Origin of the sequence: Micromonospora sp. NPDC051300, assembly GCF_044455315.1 — a bacterium.
Taxonomy (GTDB): Bacteria; Actinomycetota; Actinomycetes; order Mycobacteriales; family Micromonosporaceae; genus Micromonospora; species Micromonospora robiginosa.
This window is the reverse complement of the sequence record NZ_JBITEP010000010.1, coordinates 11,819-27,463: the sequence shown is the minus strand read 5'-3', so window position 1 is coordinate 27,463 and position 15,645 is coordinate 11,819. Positions and strand designations below refer to the sequence as shown.

Genomic DNA, 15,645 nt, shown 5'->3' with positions numbered 1-15,645 from the left:
GTCCCCTAGCCGTGGTGGCAGACCGCCTCCAGGTTGATGCCGTGCGGGTCCCGCACGAACGCGCCGAAGTAGTCGTCGTGGTATTCGGGGTGCACGGCGGGCGCCAGCAGTGACTCGGCCCCGGCGTCGAGCGCGGCGCGGTGGAACGTGGCGACCTCGTCGCGGGTGTCGACGGTGAAGGCCAGGTGCATGTTCGTGCCGACCGTGCCGCCGTCGATGAGCCAGAAGTACGGCTTGACCCCGGCCAGCCCGAAGCCGGTCATGGCGGTCGGTTGGTTCGCGGTCGCGTTCGGCGGGATTTCCAGCATCTTGGTGATGCCGATGCTGGCCAGCACCGGCTCGTAGAAGGCCACGGCGGTGGCGAGGTCGGGCACGGCGATGTTGAGGTGGTCGATCCTGGACCCCGAGCGATCAAGCTTCATGCGTCGAGCCTGCCCCGGGTGGCGGTCAGCGGGTGACCGCTACCCGGCGCGGTGTCGCCGGGGCGCCGCGCTGACCACGGTCGGGGAGAACTCGTTCGCCGCCTCGACCGCCCACTCCAGAGCGAAGTCGGCCTCCTCCGCCCAGCCCGGCTCACCGCCGACGAAGTGCGACCGGCCGGGGAACTCCCGATAGCCGGTGACCGCCGTCGAGCTGCGGTAGAGGTTGGCCAGGCTGGTGGCGAGCGACGGTGGGATCACGTGATCCTCACCGCCGGCGGTGATCAGCAGCGGGGCGCGGTCGTCGCGCCTGCGGTCGATCTCGGTGGCCGAGTTCGGGTCCAGGTTGGCGAACGAGCCCTCGAACAGCACGTGCCCGGCGCCGGGCACGGCGTACCGCTCCCAGGCGGCGTCGGACTCGGCCCGGGTGAGCGTGTTGCCGAAGGCGTACCGGAAGTCGTCGGCGGTGAACGGCACCGCGCGGTGCCGGTTGGCCGGGTTGTGCAGGATGGAGAACCCGGAGCGCAGCGTGCTCAGCGGCAGCTTGAGCACGCCCTTGACCGGCGCGGGGTGCACGCCGACGACGGCGGCGCCGAGCCGGCGGTCCAGCAGCAGTTGGGCGACCAGGCCGCCGAACGAGTGCCCCATGACGATCGGCGGTCGGGGCAGCTCCCGGATGATCGCCGCGTAGTGGTCGACGATGTCGGCGATCCGCTGGCCGGCGATCGGCGCGGGGTCGGCCCGCAGGTCCTCGACCTCGCGGTCCATGCCCGGCCAGGCGGGCGTGAGCACCCGGAACCCGCGCGCCGCGTAGCGGTCGGCCCAGTGCTCCCAGCTCCGCGACGTCATCCAGAGCCCGTGGATGAGCACGATCGTGTCGACGCGTCCGGTCGGTACGCCCATGGCGCGGATTACCCGGCCGGGCGGCCCTCACTCCCGGCTGTGTAAGGAAGGGGCCCCTATTAACGGATTCGGTAGAGGAAGGGCCCCCGCTTAACTGGTTCGCTCAGTGAGGTCCGGGAGGCCGCCGCTCTTGAGCCATGCGGCGAACTCGCGGCGCATCTCCAAGGCGCTCGCGGCCCGGACCGCGCTGGCGGCCGCGTCATGCCCGGCTGCCTGAGTTGGCTGGGTGTGTGGCTCGCAGGCCGAGTCGAAATCGGCGGAAGTCATGCGCTGACCCTTCTCTCACCACACCGCACCGGCGCGTGTCAGTCGACAGGGCGCTCCTGCTGGAAACCGCGCAGGAAGCTCCGCCACGCCTGCCCGTCGAAGAGGAGGACCGGGCCGCTCGTGTCCTTGCTGTCCCGCACGCCGACCCGACCGGAGAGGTTGTCCGCGACCTCGACGCAGTCGCCGGAGCCGTTGCTGCGGGTGCTCTTCCGCCAGGTCGTCGTGGCCTGGTTGGTCTCGTCCACCCGGTCGTCCCCTCAGAGCTGGTCGATCGCCTCCCGGATCAGGTCGCGCGACTTGCGGGTGCCGGCCGCCGTGGCGACCAGATGCTCGAAGACTCGCGTGTATTCCCTGACCTGTTGGCCCTCCAGGTAGAGGCTACCCGCGCGGGTCTCGACGTAGACGACGCCCGGGTCGGCCGGCTCCGGGAAGGCGAGCAGGCTGAAGGCGCTGCCCATCGAGCCGTATTCACCGGCTGTGAACGTCAGGATCTGGACGGTGTTGCCGGGGCGATCGGCCTCCTCCGCCAGCCGGTGCAGTTGCGTCTTGAACGTCTCGGCGCCGCCGACCGGCCGGCGCAGGACAGCTTCGTCCAACACCACCCACAGGGTCGGTGGAGCTTCGTTGGACTGGCGGCGCATCCGCAGCTCGACACGGCGATCTACCTCGTTGTCAGGCGAGTCGGGGTGCTCGGCCCGGACGACCGCGCGGGCGTAGTCGGCGGTCTGAAGCAGCCCGGGGATCAGTTGTGGCTGGAAGGCGCGGATCTCCGACGCCTCGGCCTCCAGCCCGACGTAGACCTCGAACCAATCCGGCAGGACGTCGTCGTACGCCTGCCACCAGCCACGCTTGCGAGCGTCCCGCGCCACCTGGACGAGCGCATCGATCTCGTCGCCCTCCACGCCGTACAGGTCGAGAAGACCGCGGGCGACCGGCGGCATCACGGAGACCTGGGCGTTCTCGATGCGGCTGAGCGCCGACTTCGAGATGCCGACCTCCTTCGCCGCCTGGTCGGCAGTCATCCCCGTCTGTTCACGGAGCCGACGGAGGGCGGCGGCGAGTCGGCGGCGACGGACGGTCGGACTTCCGGTCATGGCGACCAGTGTGGAGTGTCCGGGCGCGATTCACAACGACCTTGTCCCAAATCGGGAGTTGCGCAAGGGGACGGATCCGTGCACGATGAGTGAGGGTGTTCTCCCCATGAGTGACGAGCGGGAGTGGGCCCGAGATTGCCCTGCTGCCGTACCGCCGAGGAGGGCTGCGGTGGCAGGTGCCGGGCGGGTTCGCCGGCGCGGGGCGGGCCGGCGGACCCGCCTTTCACCCACGAGTCTCGACGAGAGGTGCTCAGGTCATGACAGAACGATGGGTGATCCACCTGCCGGTCGTCGTGAACGACCTGCTGTCCGCCCAGCGGCTGGCCCGCGTGATCGCGCACTGGACGCACGTGCTGCCGCAGACCGAGCCGGGCGGAACCACCGTGTCCCCCGAGGATGATCAGAACGCACGCCATTGGGTCTTCTGCGATCGGCGGGTGAGGGACGGGCAGCGCTGCCGACTCCGGCCCGACCACGACGGCGCCTGCGCCCGGCGGTTCCGGGTGCGGTGACTGCTGCCGGTACGCCGTGATGCGACACCTGACAAATGTCACGGGCGGAAGGTGACGGGCGCTCCGGGGGCGGGGGCGGCGCGGGCCGGAGCATCGTGGGCATGACCGACACCGCCCCGGCCGTCGAACTGGCCGGACTCACCAAGACCTACGGCCCGGTGACCGCCGTCGACGGGCTCAGCCTGCGGATCACCCCCGGTGAGGTGGTCGCCTTCCTCGGCCCCAACGGCGCCGGCAAGACCACCACCGTGGACATGCTGCTCGGGCTGGCCCGGCCGGACGCCGGCGAGGTCCGGCTCTTCGGCGGCGCCCCCGCCGACGCCGTCCGGCACGGCCGGGTCGCCGCCGTGATGCAGACCGGCGGGCTGCTCAAGGACCTCACGGTCGCCGAGACGGTACGGATGACCGCGCACTTCTATGGCCACACCCGGCCGGTGACCGAGGTGCTGGAGCGCGCCGGTATCGCCGAGATCGCCGACCGGCAGGTGGGCAAGTGCTCCGGCGGCCAGCAGCAGCGCCTGCGCTTCGCCCTCGCGCTGCTGCCCGACCCGGACCTGATGGTGCTGGACGAGCCGACCACCGGCATGGACGTCGAGGGCCGGCGCGACTTCTGGCAGGCCATCCGGGCCGACGCCCGCTCCGGCCGGACCGTCCTGTTCGCCACCCACTACCTGGACGAGGCCGACGCGTACGCGGACCGGATCGTGCTGGTGCGGCAGGGCCGGGTGGTCGCCGACGGGACCACCGCCGAGATCAAGAACCTGGCCGCCGGCCGGGTGGTGCGGGCCACCCTGCCCGGCGCCGACCAGGCCGCGCTCGCCGCGCTGCCGGGCGTCCGCTCGGTCGAGGTACGCGGCGACGCGATCCTGGTGCACAGCGAGGACTCCGACGTCGTCGCCCGGCACCTGCTGACCCGGACCGACGCCCGGGACCTGGAGATCACCTCACGCAACCTCGAGGACGCGTTCCTCGCCCTGACCGCCGCCTGACCGGGAGCCTCGCCATGACCGCCACGACCTCGTCCGACACCGCCACCGCGTCCCGCCTGGCCGACCGCCGGCCGCCCGCCCTCGGCGGCTTCTCCGCCGGCGTGCTCGCCATCGAGATCCGCCGGGTGCTGCGCAACCGCCGCACGCTGATGTTCATCCTGGTCATGCCGGCGGTGTTCTTCCTCCTGTTCGGCCTGCCCTCGCGCGGCGACAAGCTGGACAACGGCCTGCCGGTCACCGGTTGGATCATGATCAGCCTGGCCGTGTACGCGGCAATGGTCGCCACCACCAGCGCCGGCGCGGCCGTCGCCACCGAACGGGCACTGGGCTGGAGCCGGCAGTTGCGGCTGACCCCGCTGCGCCCGGCCGCGTACGTGGCGACGAAGGTGGCCACCGCGATGGTGCTCGGCCTGCTCGGCGTGCTCGTCGAGTTCGCCGTCGGCGTCGCGTCCGGGGTGCGGCTGCCGGCCCACGTGTGGCTGGAGTCCGGCCTGACCGCCTGGATCGGCTCGCTGGTCTTCGCCGCGTTCGGCCTCTTCGTCGGCTACCTCGCCCCGGCCGAGAACGTCATGCAGTTCATGGGCCCGGCGCTGGCCATCCTGGCCATGCTGGGCGGCCTGTTCGTTCCCCTCGATCTGCTGCCCGACGTGATGCAGCAGATCGCCAAGTTCACCCCGGTGTACGGGGTCGGTCAGCTCGCTCGCGCGCCGCTGACCGGCACCGGGGTGGACTGGGCGGCGGTCGGCAATGTGGCCGCCTGGACCGCGTTCTTCGGTCTCGGCGCGGCCCGCCTGTTCCGCCGCGACACCACCCGGGTCTGACCGGGGCGGTGGGCACTAGCGTGGTGGGCGTGACGTCGCCGACCGCCCCGGCCCGGCCGGTGAACCGCCGCCACTGGCGGTTCACCGGCTGGCTGCTGGCGGCGGTCTGGCTCTTCTTCCTCAACATCCCGTTCGTCACCGCGCTGCACCAGCCGGAGCTGTGGCGGCGGCTGCTCGGGCTCGGCTCGGTGGTCGCGTTCGGCGTGGCGTACGTGCTGATCTTCGAGTGGGGTCGGAGCCGCCGGCAACGGCACCTCCCGATCCCGGCCGGCCGGGCTCGACTGCTGATCGCGCTGCTGCTCGCGCTCGGGCTGGCCGGCATCCCGGGCACCGACGGCGACTGGCTGACCACGCTGGTCTTCGTGGCCGCCGCCGCGGTGTTCCTGCTGCCGTCGGTGGAGTCCCTGGTCGTGGTGGTGCTGGCCGCGGCGACCCCGCCGGTGGCCTCGCGCCTCGTGCCCGGCTGGGAGTCGGAGAGCACTGTGGTCTTCGCGGTGCTGCTCGCCTCGTTCGCCATGTTCGGGGTGAGCCGGCTGGCCCAGCGCAACGGTGAACTCCAGGCCGCGCAGCGGGAGATCCACCGGCTCGCGGTCGCCGAGGAACGCGCCCGCACCGCCCGGGACCTGCACGACATCCTCGGGCACTCGCTCACCGTGGTGGCGGTCAAGGCCGAACTGGCCGGCCGGCTGCTGGAACTGGACCCGGCGCGGGCGGCCGTGGAGATCGCCGACGTGGAGCGGCTGGCCCGGGAGGCGCTTGCCGACGTGCGGGGCACCGTCGGGGCGTACCGCGGGGTGGACCTGGCGTCCGAACTGGCCGGCGCCCGGTCGGCGCTGGCCGCCGCCGGCATCGTCGCGGAGCTGCCGGAGACGGCGCCGGAGCTGCCGACGGGCCGGGACGAGCTGTTCGGCTGGGCGGTCCGTGAGGGGGTGACGAACGTGGTGCGGCACAGCGGTGCGCGGCGCTGCGTGATCCGGGTCGACCCGGCGGGGGTGGAGGTCCGCGACGACGGTCGGGGGCCGGCCGGAGGGCCGGCGGGTGCCGGGCACGGGCTGGTCGGGTTGCGGGAGCGGGCGGCCCGGTTGGATGCCACGGTGACGGTGGGCCGAGCGCCCGGCGGGCATGGTTTCCTGCTCCGGGTGACGGTGCCGGACGCGAACGGGAGGGCCCACGGGTGACCGAGTCGATCCGACTCCTGCTCGCCGACGACCAGGCGCTGGTCCGTGGCGCGCTGGCCGCGCTGCTGTCGCTGGAGCCGGACCTCACCGTGGTGGCGGAGGTGAGCCGGGGCGACGAGGTGGTGCCGGCCGCGCTGCGCGCCCGCCCCGACGTGGCGCTGCTCGACGTGGAGATGCCGGGGATGGACGGCGTGGCCGCGGCGGCCGCGCTGCGCGCCGCGCTGCCCGACTGCCGGGTGCTGGTGGTGACCACGTTCGGTCGGCCCGGCTACCTGCGTCGGGCGATGGAGGCGGGCGCGAACGGCTTCGTGGTCAAGGACACCCCGGCCCGCCAGCTCGCCGACGCGGTCCGCCGGGTGCATGCGGGCCTGCGGGTGGTCGACCCGACGCTGGCGGCGGAGACGCTGGCCACCGGGGCGAGCCCGTTGACCGAGCGGGAGACCGAGGTGCTGCGGACGGCCCGGGGCGGCGGCACGGTGGCCGAGCTGGCGGCGACGCTGCACCTCTCCGAGGGCACGGTCCGCAACCACCTGTCGTCGGCGATCGGCAAGACCGGCGCCCGCAACCGCGCCGACGCCGTCCGCCTGGCCGAGGCCAACGGCTGGCTGCTCGGGTAGAAGGAGGGGCCCCCTGTTAACGCCTGCGGTAGAGAAGGGGCGCCTTCTCACACCCACCTGTTAACAGGGGGCCCCTCCTTACACGTGGTCGACGACGACGAGGCTGGTGCCGGGGGGCAGGGCGGCGAGGAGCTGGCGCTGGGCGCTGCGGGTCACCCGGATGCAGCCGTTGGTGACGTTCTCGCCGAGCGTGTCGTCGTTGTGCCAGGTGTGCAGTCCGATGTGGGCGCCGCGCAGCCCGGTGGGCACCGCGTCCGGGTCGTCGGGGATCGCGCCCAGCGCGAAGATGTCCACCCCGCCGTAGACGTCCTGCGGGGGCGGCGTGCGGCCGAGGACGAACGTCCGGCCGAGCGGGGTGAGCTGGCCGGCCGTGCCGAGGCTGACCGGCCAGGTGCGGACGGCGCGCCCGTCCCGGAGCCAGGTGAGCCGGTGGGTGCGGCGTTCCACCACGAGCTGGTCGCGCAGCACCACGGTGGTCCAGCCGCCCGCCGGCAGCCAGGCGATGGTCCGGTTGGCCGACGGCAGCAGCACCGCGGTCCAGCCGGCGCGGCGTTCCACGATCGGCACGGTCAGCCGGACGTCGCTGATGGTCGGGGCGAGGAAGGCCAGCGGCCGGCCGCCGGGCGCGTCGTAGGCGGCGACCCTGCCGTTGGGCCGGGCGCCCTCGCTCAGCGGCCGGGTGTCGGCCGGGGCCGGGTCGGCGGGGAAGCCGCGTGGCGCCGGGTCGTAGGTGATCACCGGCAGGGTGGCCGGCGCGGGCGCGGCGGGCGGGACGGATTCGGCCGGTGACGGGGCCGGCGACGACGGCCCGGTGGGGGCGGGCGCGACGGCGACCGGGTTGGCCGCCGGGGCGCCGGTCAGCGCGTGGCCGACCAGCAGCGCGGTGGCCAGCAGCAGCGGTACGCCGAGCGCGGCGAACAGCCAGCCGGGTATCCATCGCCCGGTTATCTGGTCGAAAGGCACGAAATGACTCTAACCGAGACGAAGCCCCCGTGCCGGGATCTGCCGGCACGGGGGCTCACCTGAGGTGGGGCGAGGTCAGCTCACCTTCGCTCCGACGTGGATGGCGATCCCGTCGTGCGCGTTGACGGTCCCGGCGAACCAGCCGGACGAGTCCACGGTGATCACCGGGCCGCTGCACGAGCCGTTGCTGAACGTGCCGTGGATGACGTCGCAGTAGCGACCGGCCGGCAGGCCGGTGTAGTAGGACCGGCCGCTCACCGCGAAGTCCTCGTCGTTGAGCGTCAGGTAGCCCTTGCCGGCCCGGCTGAACGCGATGTGCTGGTAGCCGTTGTCGTACCAGTTGGCGACCGCCGCGCCCTCGGTGGCGTTGCGGAAGCCGACCATGTTGGCGATCACCGGCCAGCGGTGCTCGCACTCCCAGCCGGAGTAGCAGGTGGTGTTGGTGATCCGGTTGCTGCCGTCCGAGGGCGGGCCCTGGTCCTTCCCGCTGAACGTGAAGCTCGACATCACCGCCGGGGTGCCGTAGGGCCAGGCCAGCATGAACGCGTTGGCCAGGGCGTACTCGCCGCGGTCGCGGTAGGTGAGCACGCCGCCGTCGCGCTGGGTGTCGTGGTTGTCGGTGAAGACCACCGCCGATCCGCTGGGCAGGTAGCCCCAGGACTCACCGAAGTTCTTCAGGTACGCGAGCCGCTCGCTGTTGAACATCCGGGCCAGGTCCTTGCCGTACCGGAACTCGTGCACGTCGCCGTTGCCGGTGTACTCGGTCGGCTGGACCGGCTCACCCGCGCCGTAGATGACCTCCTGCACCAGGTAGGCCGGGCGGGACAGCCTGGCCTTGATCGCCGCGATGTCGGCGGCCGGCATGTGCTTGCTGCCGTCCAGCCGGAACCCGTCCACGCCGAGCGAGAGCAGGTCGTTGAGGTACCCGGCCAGCTTGTTGCGGACGTAGTCCGACTCGGTCTTCAGGTCGGCGAGGTTGACCAGCTCGCAGTTCTGCACCTCGTACCGGTCGTTGTAGTTGGCGATGTCGTTGTTGCCGTTGCGGCCGCAGTAGTGGAAGTCCGCCGACGAGTAGGTGCCCGGGTAGTTGTAGTGCCCGTACGACGTGCCGGCCCAGCCGGTCCCGCCGTTGTCCTGGCCGGACATGTGGTTGACCACGGCGTCGACGATCACCTTGACGCCGGCGTTGTGGCAGGTGTTCACCATCGACTGGAACTGGGCGCGGGTGCCCTTGCGGGACTCGATCCGGTAGCTGACCGGCTGGTAGGACACCCACCACGGGCTGCTGTTGACGTGCTCCTGCGGCGGGGACACCTGGACGTAGCCGTAGCCCTTGGGGCCGAGCGTGCTGGTGCACTCGCTCGCCACCGAGGTCCAGTTCCACTCGAAGAGCTGGACGATCACCTTCTTGCCGCCGGCGGGGGCGGCGGCGGCCGGGGGAGCCGCCACTGTGGTCGGGACGAGCAGGCTCGCGGCCACGCTCAGGGCGAGCGCCGCGACGCGGGTTCGGCGTCGATGCATCAGGACTCCTCGGGGTACGGGGGTACGGGGGAGGTGGAGCCTGGGGAGGGCGGTGATGCCGGCTTCTTGCAGCCGGACGTGAAATTTTCCGCAAGGTTACGAGCGTGTTGCAAGAAATGTCAATGCATGGGCATTCGTCGTTGCGTACCGCGCTACACGCGCGGCCGACCGGGACGGTTCGAGGATCCGGTCGAGAAATTCGCCACCGGAGGTGATCCGTCCGGGCCGCCGCTCCGTACCTGAGGTGGGAGCAGGGTCGGCCGGTGGGGGCGCCGCCGCGAGACGATCGAGGAGCAGATGGCCCGGGCACAGCAGAACGAGAAGGCGACGGCCGTCCGGACCACCACCACCAGTCGTGGTGTCCGGACCCTGTCGAAGTCCGCGTTGGCGGCGCTCACCGCCTCCGTGCTCGGCCTCGCGTGGGCGGGTGTGGAGCTGGCCGGCGCCGGTGGCGCCATGTACTCGTACGGCTTCTTCTTCACCGAGTTCTTCGCCGGGGTGGTCACCCTGGTCTCGCTCAGCCTCACCGTGATGCTGGGGCTGCTCGCCACCGACCGGCTGGTGCTGCTCATCCGGCACCGGGTGCTGCTCCAGTCGGCGCACCGCGCCACCGGCGTGCTCGGCGTGGTCGGGCTGGTCTTCCACGTGATCACGAAGATCGCGATCGGCCGGGCCGGACCGACCGACGCGGTGGTGCCGTTCGTCGGCGGCAACGGCCTCTACGTCGGGCTGGGCACCGTCGCCGCGATGCTGATGGTCGGCGTGCTCTGGACCGGCCTGGTCCGGGTCCGGTTCGCCGGCGTCGGCCCGAAGTGGTTCTGGCGCGCGCTGCACTCGATGGCGTACGTGTCCTGGCCGTTCGCGCTGTTCCACGGCCTCAACGCCGGCCGGGCGGCGGCAGGCTGGGTGGTGCTCAGCTACCTCGCCTGCGTGCTGCTCGTGGTGATGGCGCTCCTGGTGCGCCTCTCCGTCCACCTCGGCAAGCGCAGCCGTGAGCAGCACCAGGCCGCCGCGCTGAACAAGGCGATGGCCGGCCGGGGCGAGGAACGCACCGGCGTGTTCGCGGCGCTGAAGAGCAAGAAGACCGCCGGCAAGGAGGAGAGCGGGGCCGGCACGGGCCGCTGGGCCGAGGCCACCGCCACCTGGACCGCGCCGGCCGGCACCGCCCGGCGGCGCGACCCCGAGCGGTTCGCCGTACCGGTGGTGCCGGAGCCCGGGTCGCTGCGCGAGCCGGTCCGCGCCGCCGCCGCCCGGCGGCGCGCCGAGGAGCCGGCCGAGCCGACCCGTCGCGCCCGGACCGCCGAGGTTCCCGCCGAGCGGCGGTCCACCCGCCGCCGGGACACCGCCGCCCGGGCCCGCGACGACGAGCGCGAGACGCGCCGGAGCCGGGACGCCGAGCGGGTGCCCGCGGTCCGGCGGAACACCGAGGAGATGGAGACGGTCGGCCGTCGCGACGGCGAACGGTCCCGCCGCCGCCGGAACGCCGAGGAGCGGGTGAGCCGCCGGGCCCGGGTCGAGGAGGAGGCCGCCGCGCCGTACTCCGCGCCGCCGGAGAGCGGCGGCCGGCACTCCGCGCCGCCGGACACCGGTGGCCGCCACTCCGCCCCGCCGGACAACGGCCGGTACGCCACCGCGGCCGAGGTGGCCCGCTACTCGGCCCCGCCGCGCCCGACCGACGAGGCGGAGGAGCCCTGGGACAGCCCGCGTCGCTGGGCCGGCGAGCCGGTCTCGGCGGATCCGATCTCCGCGGGTCCGATCTCGGCCGAGCCGCGCAGCGGGACCGGCCGGCGGTACCGGGACGACGAGGACGTGCCGGAGGAGCCGGACTACTGGCGCCCGCCGGCCCGCTACGCCGCCGACGACGACGCGTTCGTCGACGACACCCCGACGCTCGTCGACCTCGCCTCCCGCCGGGCGCTGCGCGCCACCAAGGAGACCCGTTCCGGCCGGCGGAAGAAGGCCGACGCGGACGCGGTCGACGGGGCGTACTGGGCCGGGCTGCGGGGTGAGGCCCGGTGATGCGGACCACCGTCCCGCCGGTCGCCTGCGTCGGCGAACCCCGGCTGACCGCCGGCTTCGCCGAGTTCGGCCGGCTCGACCTGCTCGCCCACGAGGAGGTGCACGGCCCGATCGGCCCGATGGAGCCGGCCGCGCTGCTGCGGCTGGCCGAGGCGATCGACCTCAAGGGCAAGGGCGGCGCGGGCTTCCCGTTCGCCCGCAAGCTGCGCGCCGTGCTGGAGTCCTGCGAGCGGCAGGACCTCGCCGCCGTGGTGGTGGTCAACGCCAGCGAGGGGGAGCCGGCGAGCTGGAAGGACAAGGTGCTGCTCACCCGGGCCCCGCACCTCATCCTGGACGGCGCCGCGCTGGCCGCGTTCGCGCTGGACGCCGAGGAGATCGTGATCGGGGTGGCCGACGACGACGTGGGCCGGCCCTCGCTGACCGAGGCGTTGCAGGAACGGCGGATGCCGGTGCCGACCACGATCGTCACCGTGCCGCACCGGTTCATCTCCGGTGAGGGCGGCGCGCTCGTCAACGGCATCAACGGACTGCCGCACATCCCGCCCGGCACCAAGAAGCGCTCCAGCGACTCCGGCGTCAGCGGGCTGCCCACCCTGCTCTCCAACGCCGAGACGTACGCCCAGCTCGCGGTCGCCGCCCGGATCGGCCCGTACGAGTACGCGGCGCTCGGCACCGACGACGAACCCGGCACCGTGCTGCTCACCGTCACCGGCTCGGCGAAGCGGCCGGCCGTGGTCGAGTGCGCCGCCGGCACCCCGCTGCGCGAGATCCTCGACCTGTGCGAGGTGCCGCCGGGGCCGGGCATCCTGATGGGCGGCTACCACGGCAAGTGGATCACCGCCGAGGCGGCGGAGCGGGCGGAGGTCTCCCGCCGGGGGCTCACCGCGGTGGGCGGCACGCTGGGCGCCGGCATCATCGTGCCGCTCGGCGACGACACCTGCCCGCTCGGCGAGACCGCGCAGGTGGTCCGCTACCTGGCCGGCGAGTCCGCCGGGCAGTGCGGCCCGTGCAAGATGGGCCTGCCCGACCTGGCCCGCTCCGTCGACCTCGCGGTCTCCGGCAGCGCGCCGATCGAGCTGGTCCGGGCGGCGGCCGGTGACGTGAAGGGGCGCGGCGCGTGCAGCCACCCCGACGGCACCGCCCGGTTCGCGCTGTCCGCGATGGAGGTGTTCGCCGACGACCTGCGGCTGCACGCCACCGGGGAGGGCTGCGGCAAGCGGGTCAGGGGTGTGATGGGACTGCCCGGCGCGCCCGACGGCAACCCGCAGAAGCTCACCCTGGACTGGTCCCGCTGCGACGGGCACGGCCTCTGCGCGCACGTGGTGCCGGACTTCATCCGGCTCGACGGCAACGGCTACCCGGCCTTCCCGCCCACCCCGGTGCCGACCTGGCTGCGCGAGGGCGCGCTCAAGGCCGTCAAGGTCTGCCCCGAACTCGCGTTGCGGCTGGTCAAGTCCGAGTAGCCGACAGACCACACCAGGAGGTGCCGATGCCACCCCGTACCGTCCGGCACGCCGTCGTCGCCGTCGTGCTGGCCGCCGCCCTCGCCGCCACGGGGGCCTGCGCGGTCGGCCCGGAACGGGCCGCGCCCGCCGGCGCGGTGGCCGCCGCGCCCACCCCGACCGCCACCGCGTCGCCGGCCGCGCCCGTGACGTCGGCTGCCCCGACGCCACCGGCCACGGTGCCGAAGACGCTGTCGTTCGCCGGCAGGACCCTCGACGGTACGGCATTCTCCGCCGCCGCCCTGGCCGGGCGGCCGGTGGTGCTCTGGTTCTGGGCGCCCTGGTGCGCCACCTGCGCCAGCCAGGCGTGGACCGTCGCCGAGATCGCCCCGAAGTATCGCGACACCGTGCCGATCGTCGGCGTCGCCGGGCTGGGCGAGCAGAAGGCGATGAAGGAGTTCGTCACCGAGTTCGACCTGGCCGGCACGCCGCAGCTCGACGACCGGGCCGGCGCGGTGTGGCGCCGGTTCAAGGTGGCCGAGCAGAGCACGTTCGTCGTCCTCGACCGGGACGGAAAGGTCGTCCACCAGGGCTTCCTCGACGGCGAGTCGCTCACCCGGCAGGTCGAGACGCTGGCCCTCCGATGACCGGCGCGCTGCTGCTCGCGCTGACCGCAGGCATGCTCGGCGCGGTCAACCCGTGCGGGTTCGCGATGCTGCCCGCGTACCTGTCGTTGCTGGTGGCAGGTCCCGGCGACGGGCGCGGCGCGGTCGGTCGGGCGCTCACCGCGACGGCCGGGCTGACGCTGGGGTACGCGCTGGTCTTCGGCGCGTTCGGGCTGGCCGTGGCACCGGCCGCCGACTGGCTGCGCCCCCGGCTGCCGTGGCTGACCGTGACCCTCGGCGTGCTGCTGGCACTGGCCGGCCTCTGGCTGCTCGCCGGCCGGCGGCTGCCCACGCCCCGGCCGTTCGCCACCGCGCCCCGGCTCACCCGCACCTGGCCGTCCATGGCGCTGTTCGGCGCGGCGTACGCGCTCACGTCGCTGACCTGCGCGATCGCGCCGTTCCTGGCGATCGTGGTGACCAGCCTGCGGGCCGGCTCGCCGCTGCGCGGGCTGGCGCTGTTCGGCGCGTACGCCCTCGGCATGGCGCTGGTGGTGGGCGTGGCCGCGCTCGCCGTGGCGCTGCTGCGCGGCCGGGTGGTGGCCCGGATGCGCGGTGCCGGCGCGTGGGTGTCGCGCCTGAGCGGCCTGGTGCTGCTGGTCGCCGGCGGCTACGTCGCCTGGTACGGCTGGTACGAGGTGCGCCTCGCGCTGGGCCGGCACGACGCGTTCGGCGACCCGGTGGTTCGGGCCGCCGCCGCCGTGCAGCAGGCGCTGGTGCGCACGCTTGACGGCGCCGGCCCGGCGCTGCTCGCCGCGCTCGCGCTCGCGTTGCTCGCGGTGTGTGTAAGGAGGGGCCCCCTGTTAACGCCTGCGGTAGAGGAGGGGCCCCTTGTTAACGCCACGGCAGACGCGCGACGGGGGCCGGCGGAACCGGCCCCCGTGCGTCAGGTGATCAGCGAGTCGGAGTGAGGCGGTCGGTGCCGAGCTTGTCGCGCAGCACCTCCGGCACCACGACCGAACCGTCGGGCTGCTGGCACTGCTCCAGGATGGCCGGGAACAGCCGGCTGGTGGCCAGCGCCGAACCGTTGAGCGTGTGCACGAACCGGGTCTGCTTGCCGCCCGGCTCGCGGTAACGGATGGCCGCCCGGCGGGCCTGGTAGTCGCCGCCCCAGGAGACCGACGACACCTCCTTGTACTTGCCGGTGCTCGGCATCCAGACCTCCACGTCGAGCGTCTTGCGCATCGACGCGCTGGAGTCGCCGGCCGCGAGCAGGCTGGTCTGGAAGTGCAGACCGAGCTGGCTGACCAGGCCCTCGACGTGACCCACCATCGCCTCGAGCGCGGCGTCGGCCTGCTCCGGCAGCGTGAACTGGAAGATCTCCACCTTGTTGAACTGGTGGCCGCGCACCGTGCCGCGCTCGTCGGAGTGCGAACCGGCCGCCTCGCGGCGGTAGCACGGGGTGTAGGCGAACGCCTTGAGCGGCAGCCTCGGCGTCTCCAGGATCTCGTCCTGGTAGGCCCCGAGGATCGCCGTCTCCGACGTGGGCAGCAGGAACTGGCCGCGCGGCGCGGACTGCCTGTCGAGGTGGTAGACGTCGTCGTAGAACTTCGGGAACTGCCCGGCGGCGAAGCCGGCGGTGTCCAGCAGCAGGTGCGGCGGGAGCAGGAACTCGTAGCCGGCCTGGATGTTCTGCTCGATCAGCCAGTTGACGAGCGCCCACTCCAGCCGGGCGCCCATGCCGGTGTACATCCAGAAGCCGGAGCCGCCGAGCTTCACGCCCCGCTCGTGGTCGACCAGGCCGAGCGCGCGGCTCAGCTCCACGTGGTCGCGGACCTTCTCGATGGTCGGCGCCTCGCCGAACGTCCGCACCACCCGGTTGGCCTCCTTGCCCCCGGCGACCACGTCGTCGGCGGGCAGGTTGGGCAGCTCGCTCATCACCGAGCGGAGCCGGGACTGCACCTCGTCGAGCTGGGACTCCAGCTCCGCGAGCTGCTTGCGCTCGGCCTCCGGCGCGGTCGGCTGCGGCGTGCCGCCGGACCGCTTCGCCTCCGCGTACGCGCGCGCCTCGGCCTTGCGGCGCTGCCGCTCGGCGTCGATCTCCGTGATCAGGGCGCGTCGCTCCTGGTCGAGCCGCTGGATGTCGTCCAGCGCCCGGGTGACCTCGGCGGGATCCAGACGCTTCGCCAGCGCGGTCGCCACCGCCTCGCGATCCTTCCGGATCAGCTCCATGTCGAGCATGCTGCTCGTACGCCTCCGTCCAGGCAGTCAGGTAAGACCCCCAGATGCTACCGTCGC

The 15,645-nt window shown here is 73.3% G+C and carries 16 protein-coding genes; 9 read left to right on the top strand and 7 right to left on the bottom strand.

Annotated elements, in window-relative coordinates:
• Window positions 1–5: 5 nt before the first annotated feature.
• The 4 genes from ACIA5A_RS13515 to ACIA5A_RS13500 all read right to left on the bottom strand — a co-directional run bounded on the left by ACIA5A_RS13515 (window position 6) and on the right by ACIA5A_RS13500 (window position 2,683).
• Entirely contained in the window at window positions 6–422 is a 417-nt protein-coding gene (locus ACIA5A_RS13515; RefSeq protein WP_396760745.1) for a VOC family protein, read from the bottom strand.
• A 39-nt stretch (window positions 423–461) separates the two neighbouring features.
• Window positions 462–1,322, bottom strand: a complete 861-nt coding sequence (locus tag ACIA5A_RS13510; protein WP_396760742.1) for an alpha/beta hydrolase — start codon at window positions 1,320–1,322, stop codon at window positions 462–464.
• A 305-nt stretch (window positions 1,323–1,627) separates the two neighbouring features.
• A complete protein-coding gene (locus ACIA5A_RS13505; protein WP_396760739.1) occupies window positions 1,628–1,834 on the bottom strand; it encodes a DUF397 domain-containing protein in 207 nt (68 codons plus the stop codon).
• A gap of 12 nt (window positions 1,835–1,846) precedes the next feature.
• Window positions 1,847–2,683 (bottom strand): helix-turn-helix domain-containing protein, encoded by an 837-nt coding sequence (locus ACIA5A_RS13500; RefSeq protein WP_396760736.1) that lies wholly within the window; start codon window positions 2,681–2,683, stop codon window positions 1,847–1,849.
• Window positions 2,684–2,940: 257 nt separating this feature from the next.
• On the opposite strand from ACIA5A_RS13500, the gene ACIA5A_RS13495 reads away from it, so the two are divergent.
• From ACIA5A_RS13495 to ACIA5A_RS13475, 5 genes are all read left to right on the top strand, one after another.
• Window positions 2,941–3,195, top strand: coding sequence for a hypothetical protein (locus ACIA5A_RS13495; RefSeq protein WP_396760734.1), 255 nt, complete (start codon window positions 2,941–2,943; stop codon window positions 3,193–3,195).
• 101 nt (window positions 3,196–3,296) lie between these two features.
• Window positions 3,297–4,184, top strand: a complete 888-nt coding sequence (locus tag ACIA5A_RS13490; protein ID WP_396760731.1) for an ABC transporter ATP-binding protein — start codon at window positions 3,297–3,299, stop codon at window positions 4,182–4,184.
• A gap of 14 nt (window positions 4,185–4,198) precedes the next feature.
• Window positions 4,199–5,005, top strand: a complete 807-nt coding sequence (locus ACIA5A_RS13485) for an ABC transporter permease (protein ID WP_396760728.1) — start codon at window positions 4,199–4,201, stop codon at window positions 5,003–5,005.
• A gap of 29 nt (window positions 5,006–5,034) precedes the next feature.
• Complete coding sequence (locus ACIA5A_RS13480; RefSeq protein WP_396760725.1) at window positions 5,035–6,183, top strand: sensor histidine kinase; 1,149 nt, start codon at window positions 5,035–5,037, stop codon at window positions 6,181–6,183.
• Complete coding sequence (locus ACIA5A_RS13475) at window positions 6,180–6,800, top strand: response regulator (protein WP_396760722.1); 621 nt, start codon at window positions 6,180–6,182, stop codon at window positions 6,798–6,800. Before ACIA5A_RS13480 ends, ACIA5A_RS13475 begins: the two co-directional genes overlap by 4 nt.
• Window positions 6,801–6,878: 78 nt before the next feature.
• Here ACIA5A_RS13475 and ACIA5A_RS13470 read toward each other — a convergent pair whose 3' ends face one another.
• Together ACIA5A_RS13470 and ACIA5A_RS13465 are read right to left on the bottom strand one after the other, a co-directional pair.
• Complete coding sequence (locus tag ACIA5A_RS13470; RefSeq protein WP_396760719.1) at window positions 6,879–7,763, bottom strand: L,D-transpeptidase; 885 nt, start codon at window positions 7,761–7,763, stop codon at window positions 6,879–6,881.
• A 75-nt stretch (window positions 7,764–7,838) separates the two neighbouring features.
• On the bottom strand, window positions 7,839–9,284 hold the full coding sequence (locus ACIA5A_RS13465; RefSeq protein ID WP_396760716.1) for an alpha-amylase family protein: 1,446 nt from the start codon (window positions 9,282–9,284) through the stop codon (window positions 7,839–7,841).
• A 297-nt stretch (window positions 9,285–9,581) separates the two neighbouring features.
• Between ACIA5A_RS13465 and ACIA5A_RS13460 the strand changes: the two genes are divergently transcribed.
• Genes ACIA5A_RS13460 through ACIA5A_RS13445 form a run of 4 tightly spaced genes read left to right on the top strand, consistent with a single transcriptional unit; the run spans window position 9,582 to window position 14,318 of the window.
• Window positions 9,582–11,303 carry a hypothetical protein gene (locus ACIA5A_RS13460; protein WP_396760713.1) on the top strand — a complete coding sequence of 574 codons (1,722 nt, stop codon included), beginning with the start codon at window positions 9,582–9,584 and terminating at the stop codon, window positions 11,301–11,303.
• The gene (locus tag ACIA5A_RS13455; RefSeq protein ID WP_396760710.1) at window positions 11,300–12,766 is read left to right on the top strand and encodes an NADH-ubiquinone oxidoreductase-F iron-sulfur binding region domain-containing protein; all 1,467 of its coding nucleotides are present in this window, start codon (window positions 11,300–11,302) and stop codon (window positions 12,764–12,766) included. Before ACIA5A_RS13460 ends, ACIA5A_RS13455 begins: the two co-directional genes overlap by 4 nt.
• A 26-nt stretch (window positions 12,767–12,792) precedes the next feature.
• Window positions 12,793–13,392, top strand: coding sequence for a TlpA family protein disulfide reductase (locus ACIA5A_RS13450; RefSeq protein WP_396760707.1), 600 nt, complete (start codon window positions 12,793–12,795; stop codon window positions 13,390–13,392).
• Entirely contained in the window at window positions 13,389–14,318 is a 930-nt protein-coding gene (locus ACIA5A_RS13445) for a cytochrome c biogenesis CcdA family protein (protein WP_396760704.1), read from the top strand. The genes ACIA5A_RS13450 and ACIA5A_RS13445 overlap by 4 nt, the downstream gene beginning before the upstream one ends.
• On the opposite strand, the gene serS is transcribed toward ACIA5A_RS13445, so the two are convergent.
• Window positions 14,302–15,588 (bottom strand): serine--tRNA ligase, encoded by a 1,287-nt coding sequence (serS, locus tag ACIA5A_RS13440; RefSeq protein ID WP_396760701.1) that lies wholly within the window; start codon window positions 15,586–15,588, stop codon window positions 14,302–14,304. The two genes, ACIA5A_RS13445 and serS, sit on opposite strands and share 17 nt — an antisense overlap.
• Between the last annotated feature and the right edge of the window lie 57 nt (window positions 15,589–15,645).

Bases quoted from the DNA above. Each gene is read 5' to 3' on its own strand.
- ACIA5A_RS13460 (WP_396760713.1), top strand. From the start codon at position 9,582: ATGGCCCGGGCACAGCAGAACGAGAAGGCGACGGCCGTCCGGACCACC.
- ACIA5A_RS13465 (WP_396760716.1), bottom strand. From the start codon at position 9,284: ATGCATCGACGCCGAACCCGCGTCGCGGCGCTCGCCCTGAGCGTGGCC.
- ACIA5A_RS13510 (WP_396760742.1), bottom strand. From the start codon at position 1,322: ATGGGCGTACCGACCGGACGCGTCGACACGATCGTGCTCATCCACGGG.
- serS (WP_396760701.1), bottom strand. From the start codon at position 15,588: ATGCTCGACATGGAGCTGATCCGGAAGGATCGCGAGGCGGTGGCGACC.
- ACIA5A_RS13445 (WP_396760704.1), top strand. From the start codon at position 13,389: ATGACCGGCGCGCTGCTGCTCGCGCTGACCGCAGGCATGCTCGGCGCG.
- ACIA5A_RS13515 (WP_396760745.1), bottom strand. From the start codon at position 422: ATGAAGCTTGATCGCTCGGGGTCCAGGATCGACCACCTCAACATCGCC.
- ACIA5A_RS13485 (WP_396760728.1), top strand. From the start codon at position 4,199: ATGACCGCCACGACCTCGTCCGACACCGCCACCGCGTCCCGCCTGGCC.
- ACIA5A_RS13490 (WP_396760731.1), top strand. From the start codon at position 3,297: ATGACCGACACCGCCCCGGCCGTCGAACTGGCCGGACTCACCAAGACC.
- ACIA5A_RS13450 (WP_396760707.1), top strand. From the start codon at position 12,793: ATGCCACCCCGTACCGTCCGGCACGCCGTCGTCGCCGTCGTGCTGGCC.
- ACIA5A_RS13500 (WP_396760736.1), bottom strand. From the start codon at position 2,683: ATGACCGGAAGTCCGACCGTCCGTCGCCGCCGACTCGCCGCCGCCCTC.
- ACIA5A_RS13495 (WP_396760734.1), top strand. From the start codon at position 2,941: ATGACAGAACGATGGGTGATCCACCTGCCGGTCGTCGTGAACGACCTG.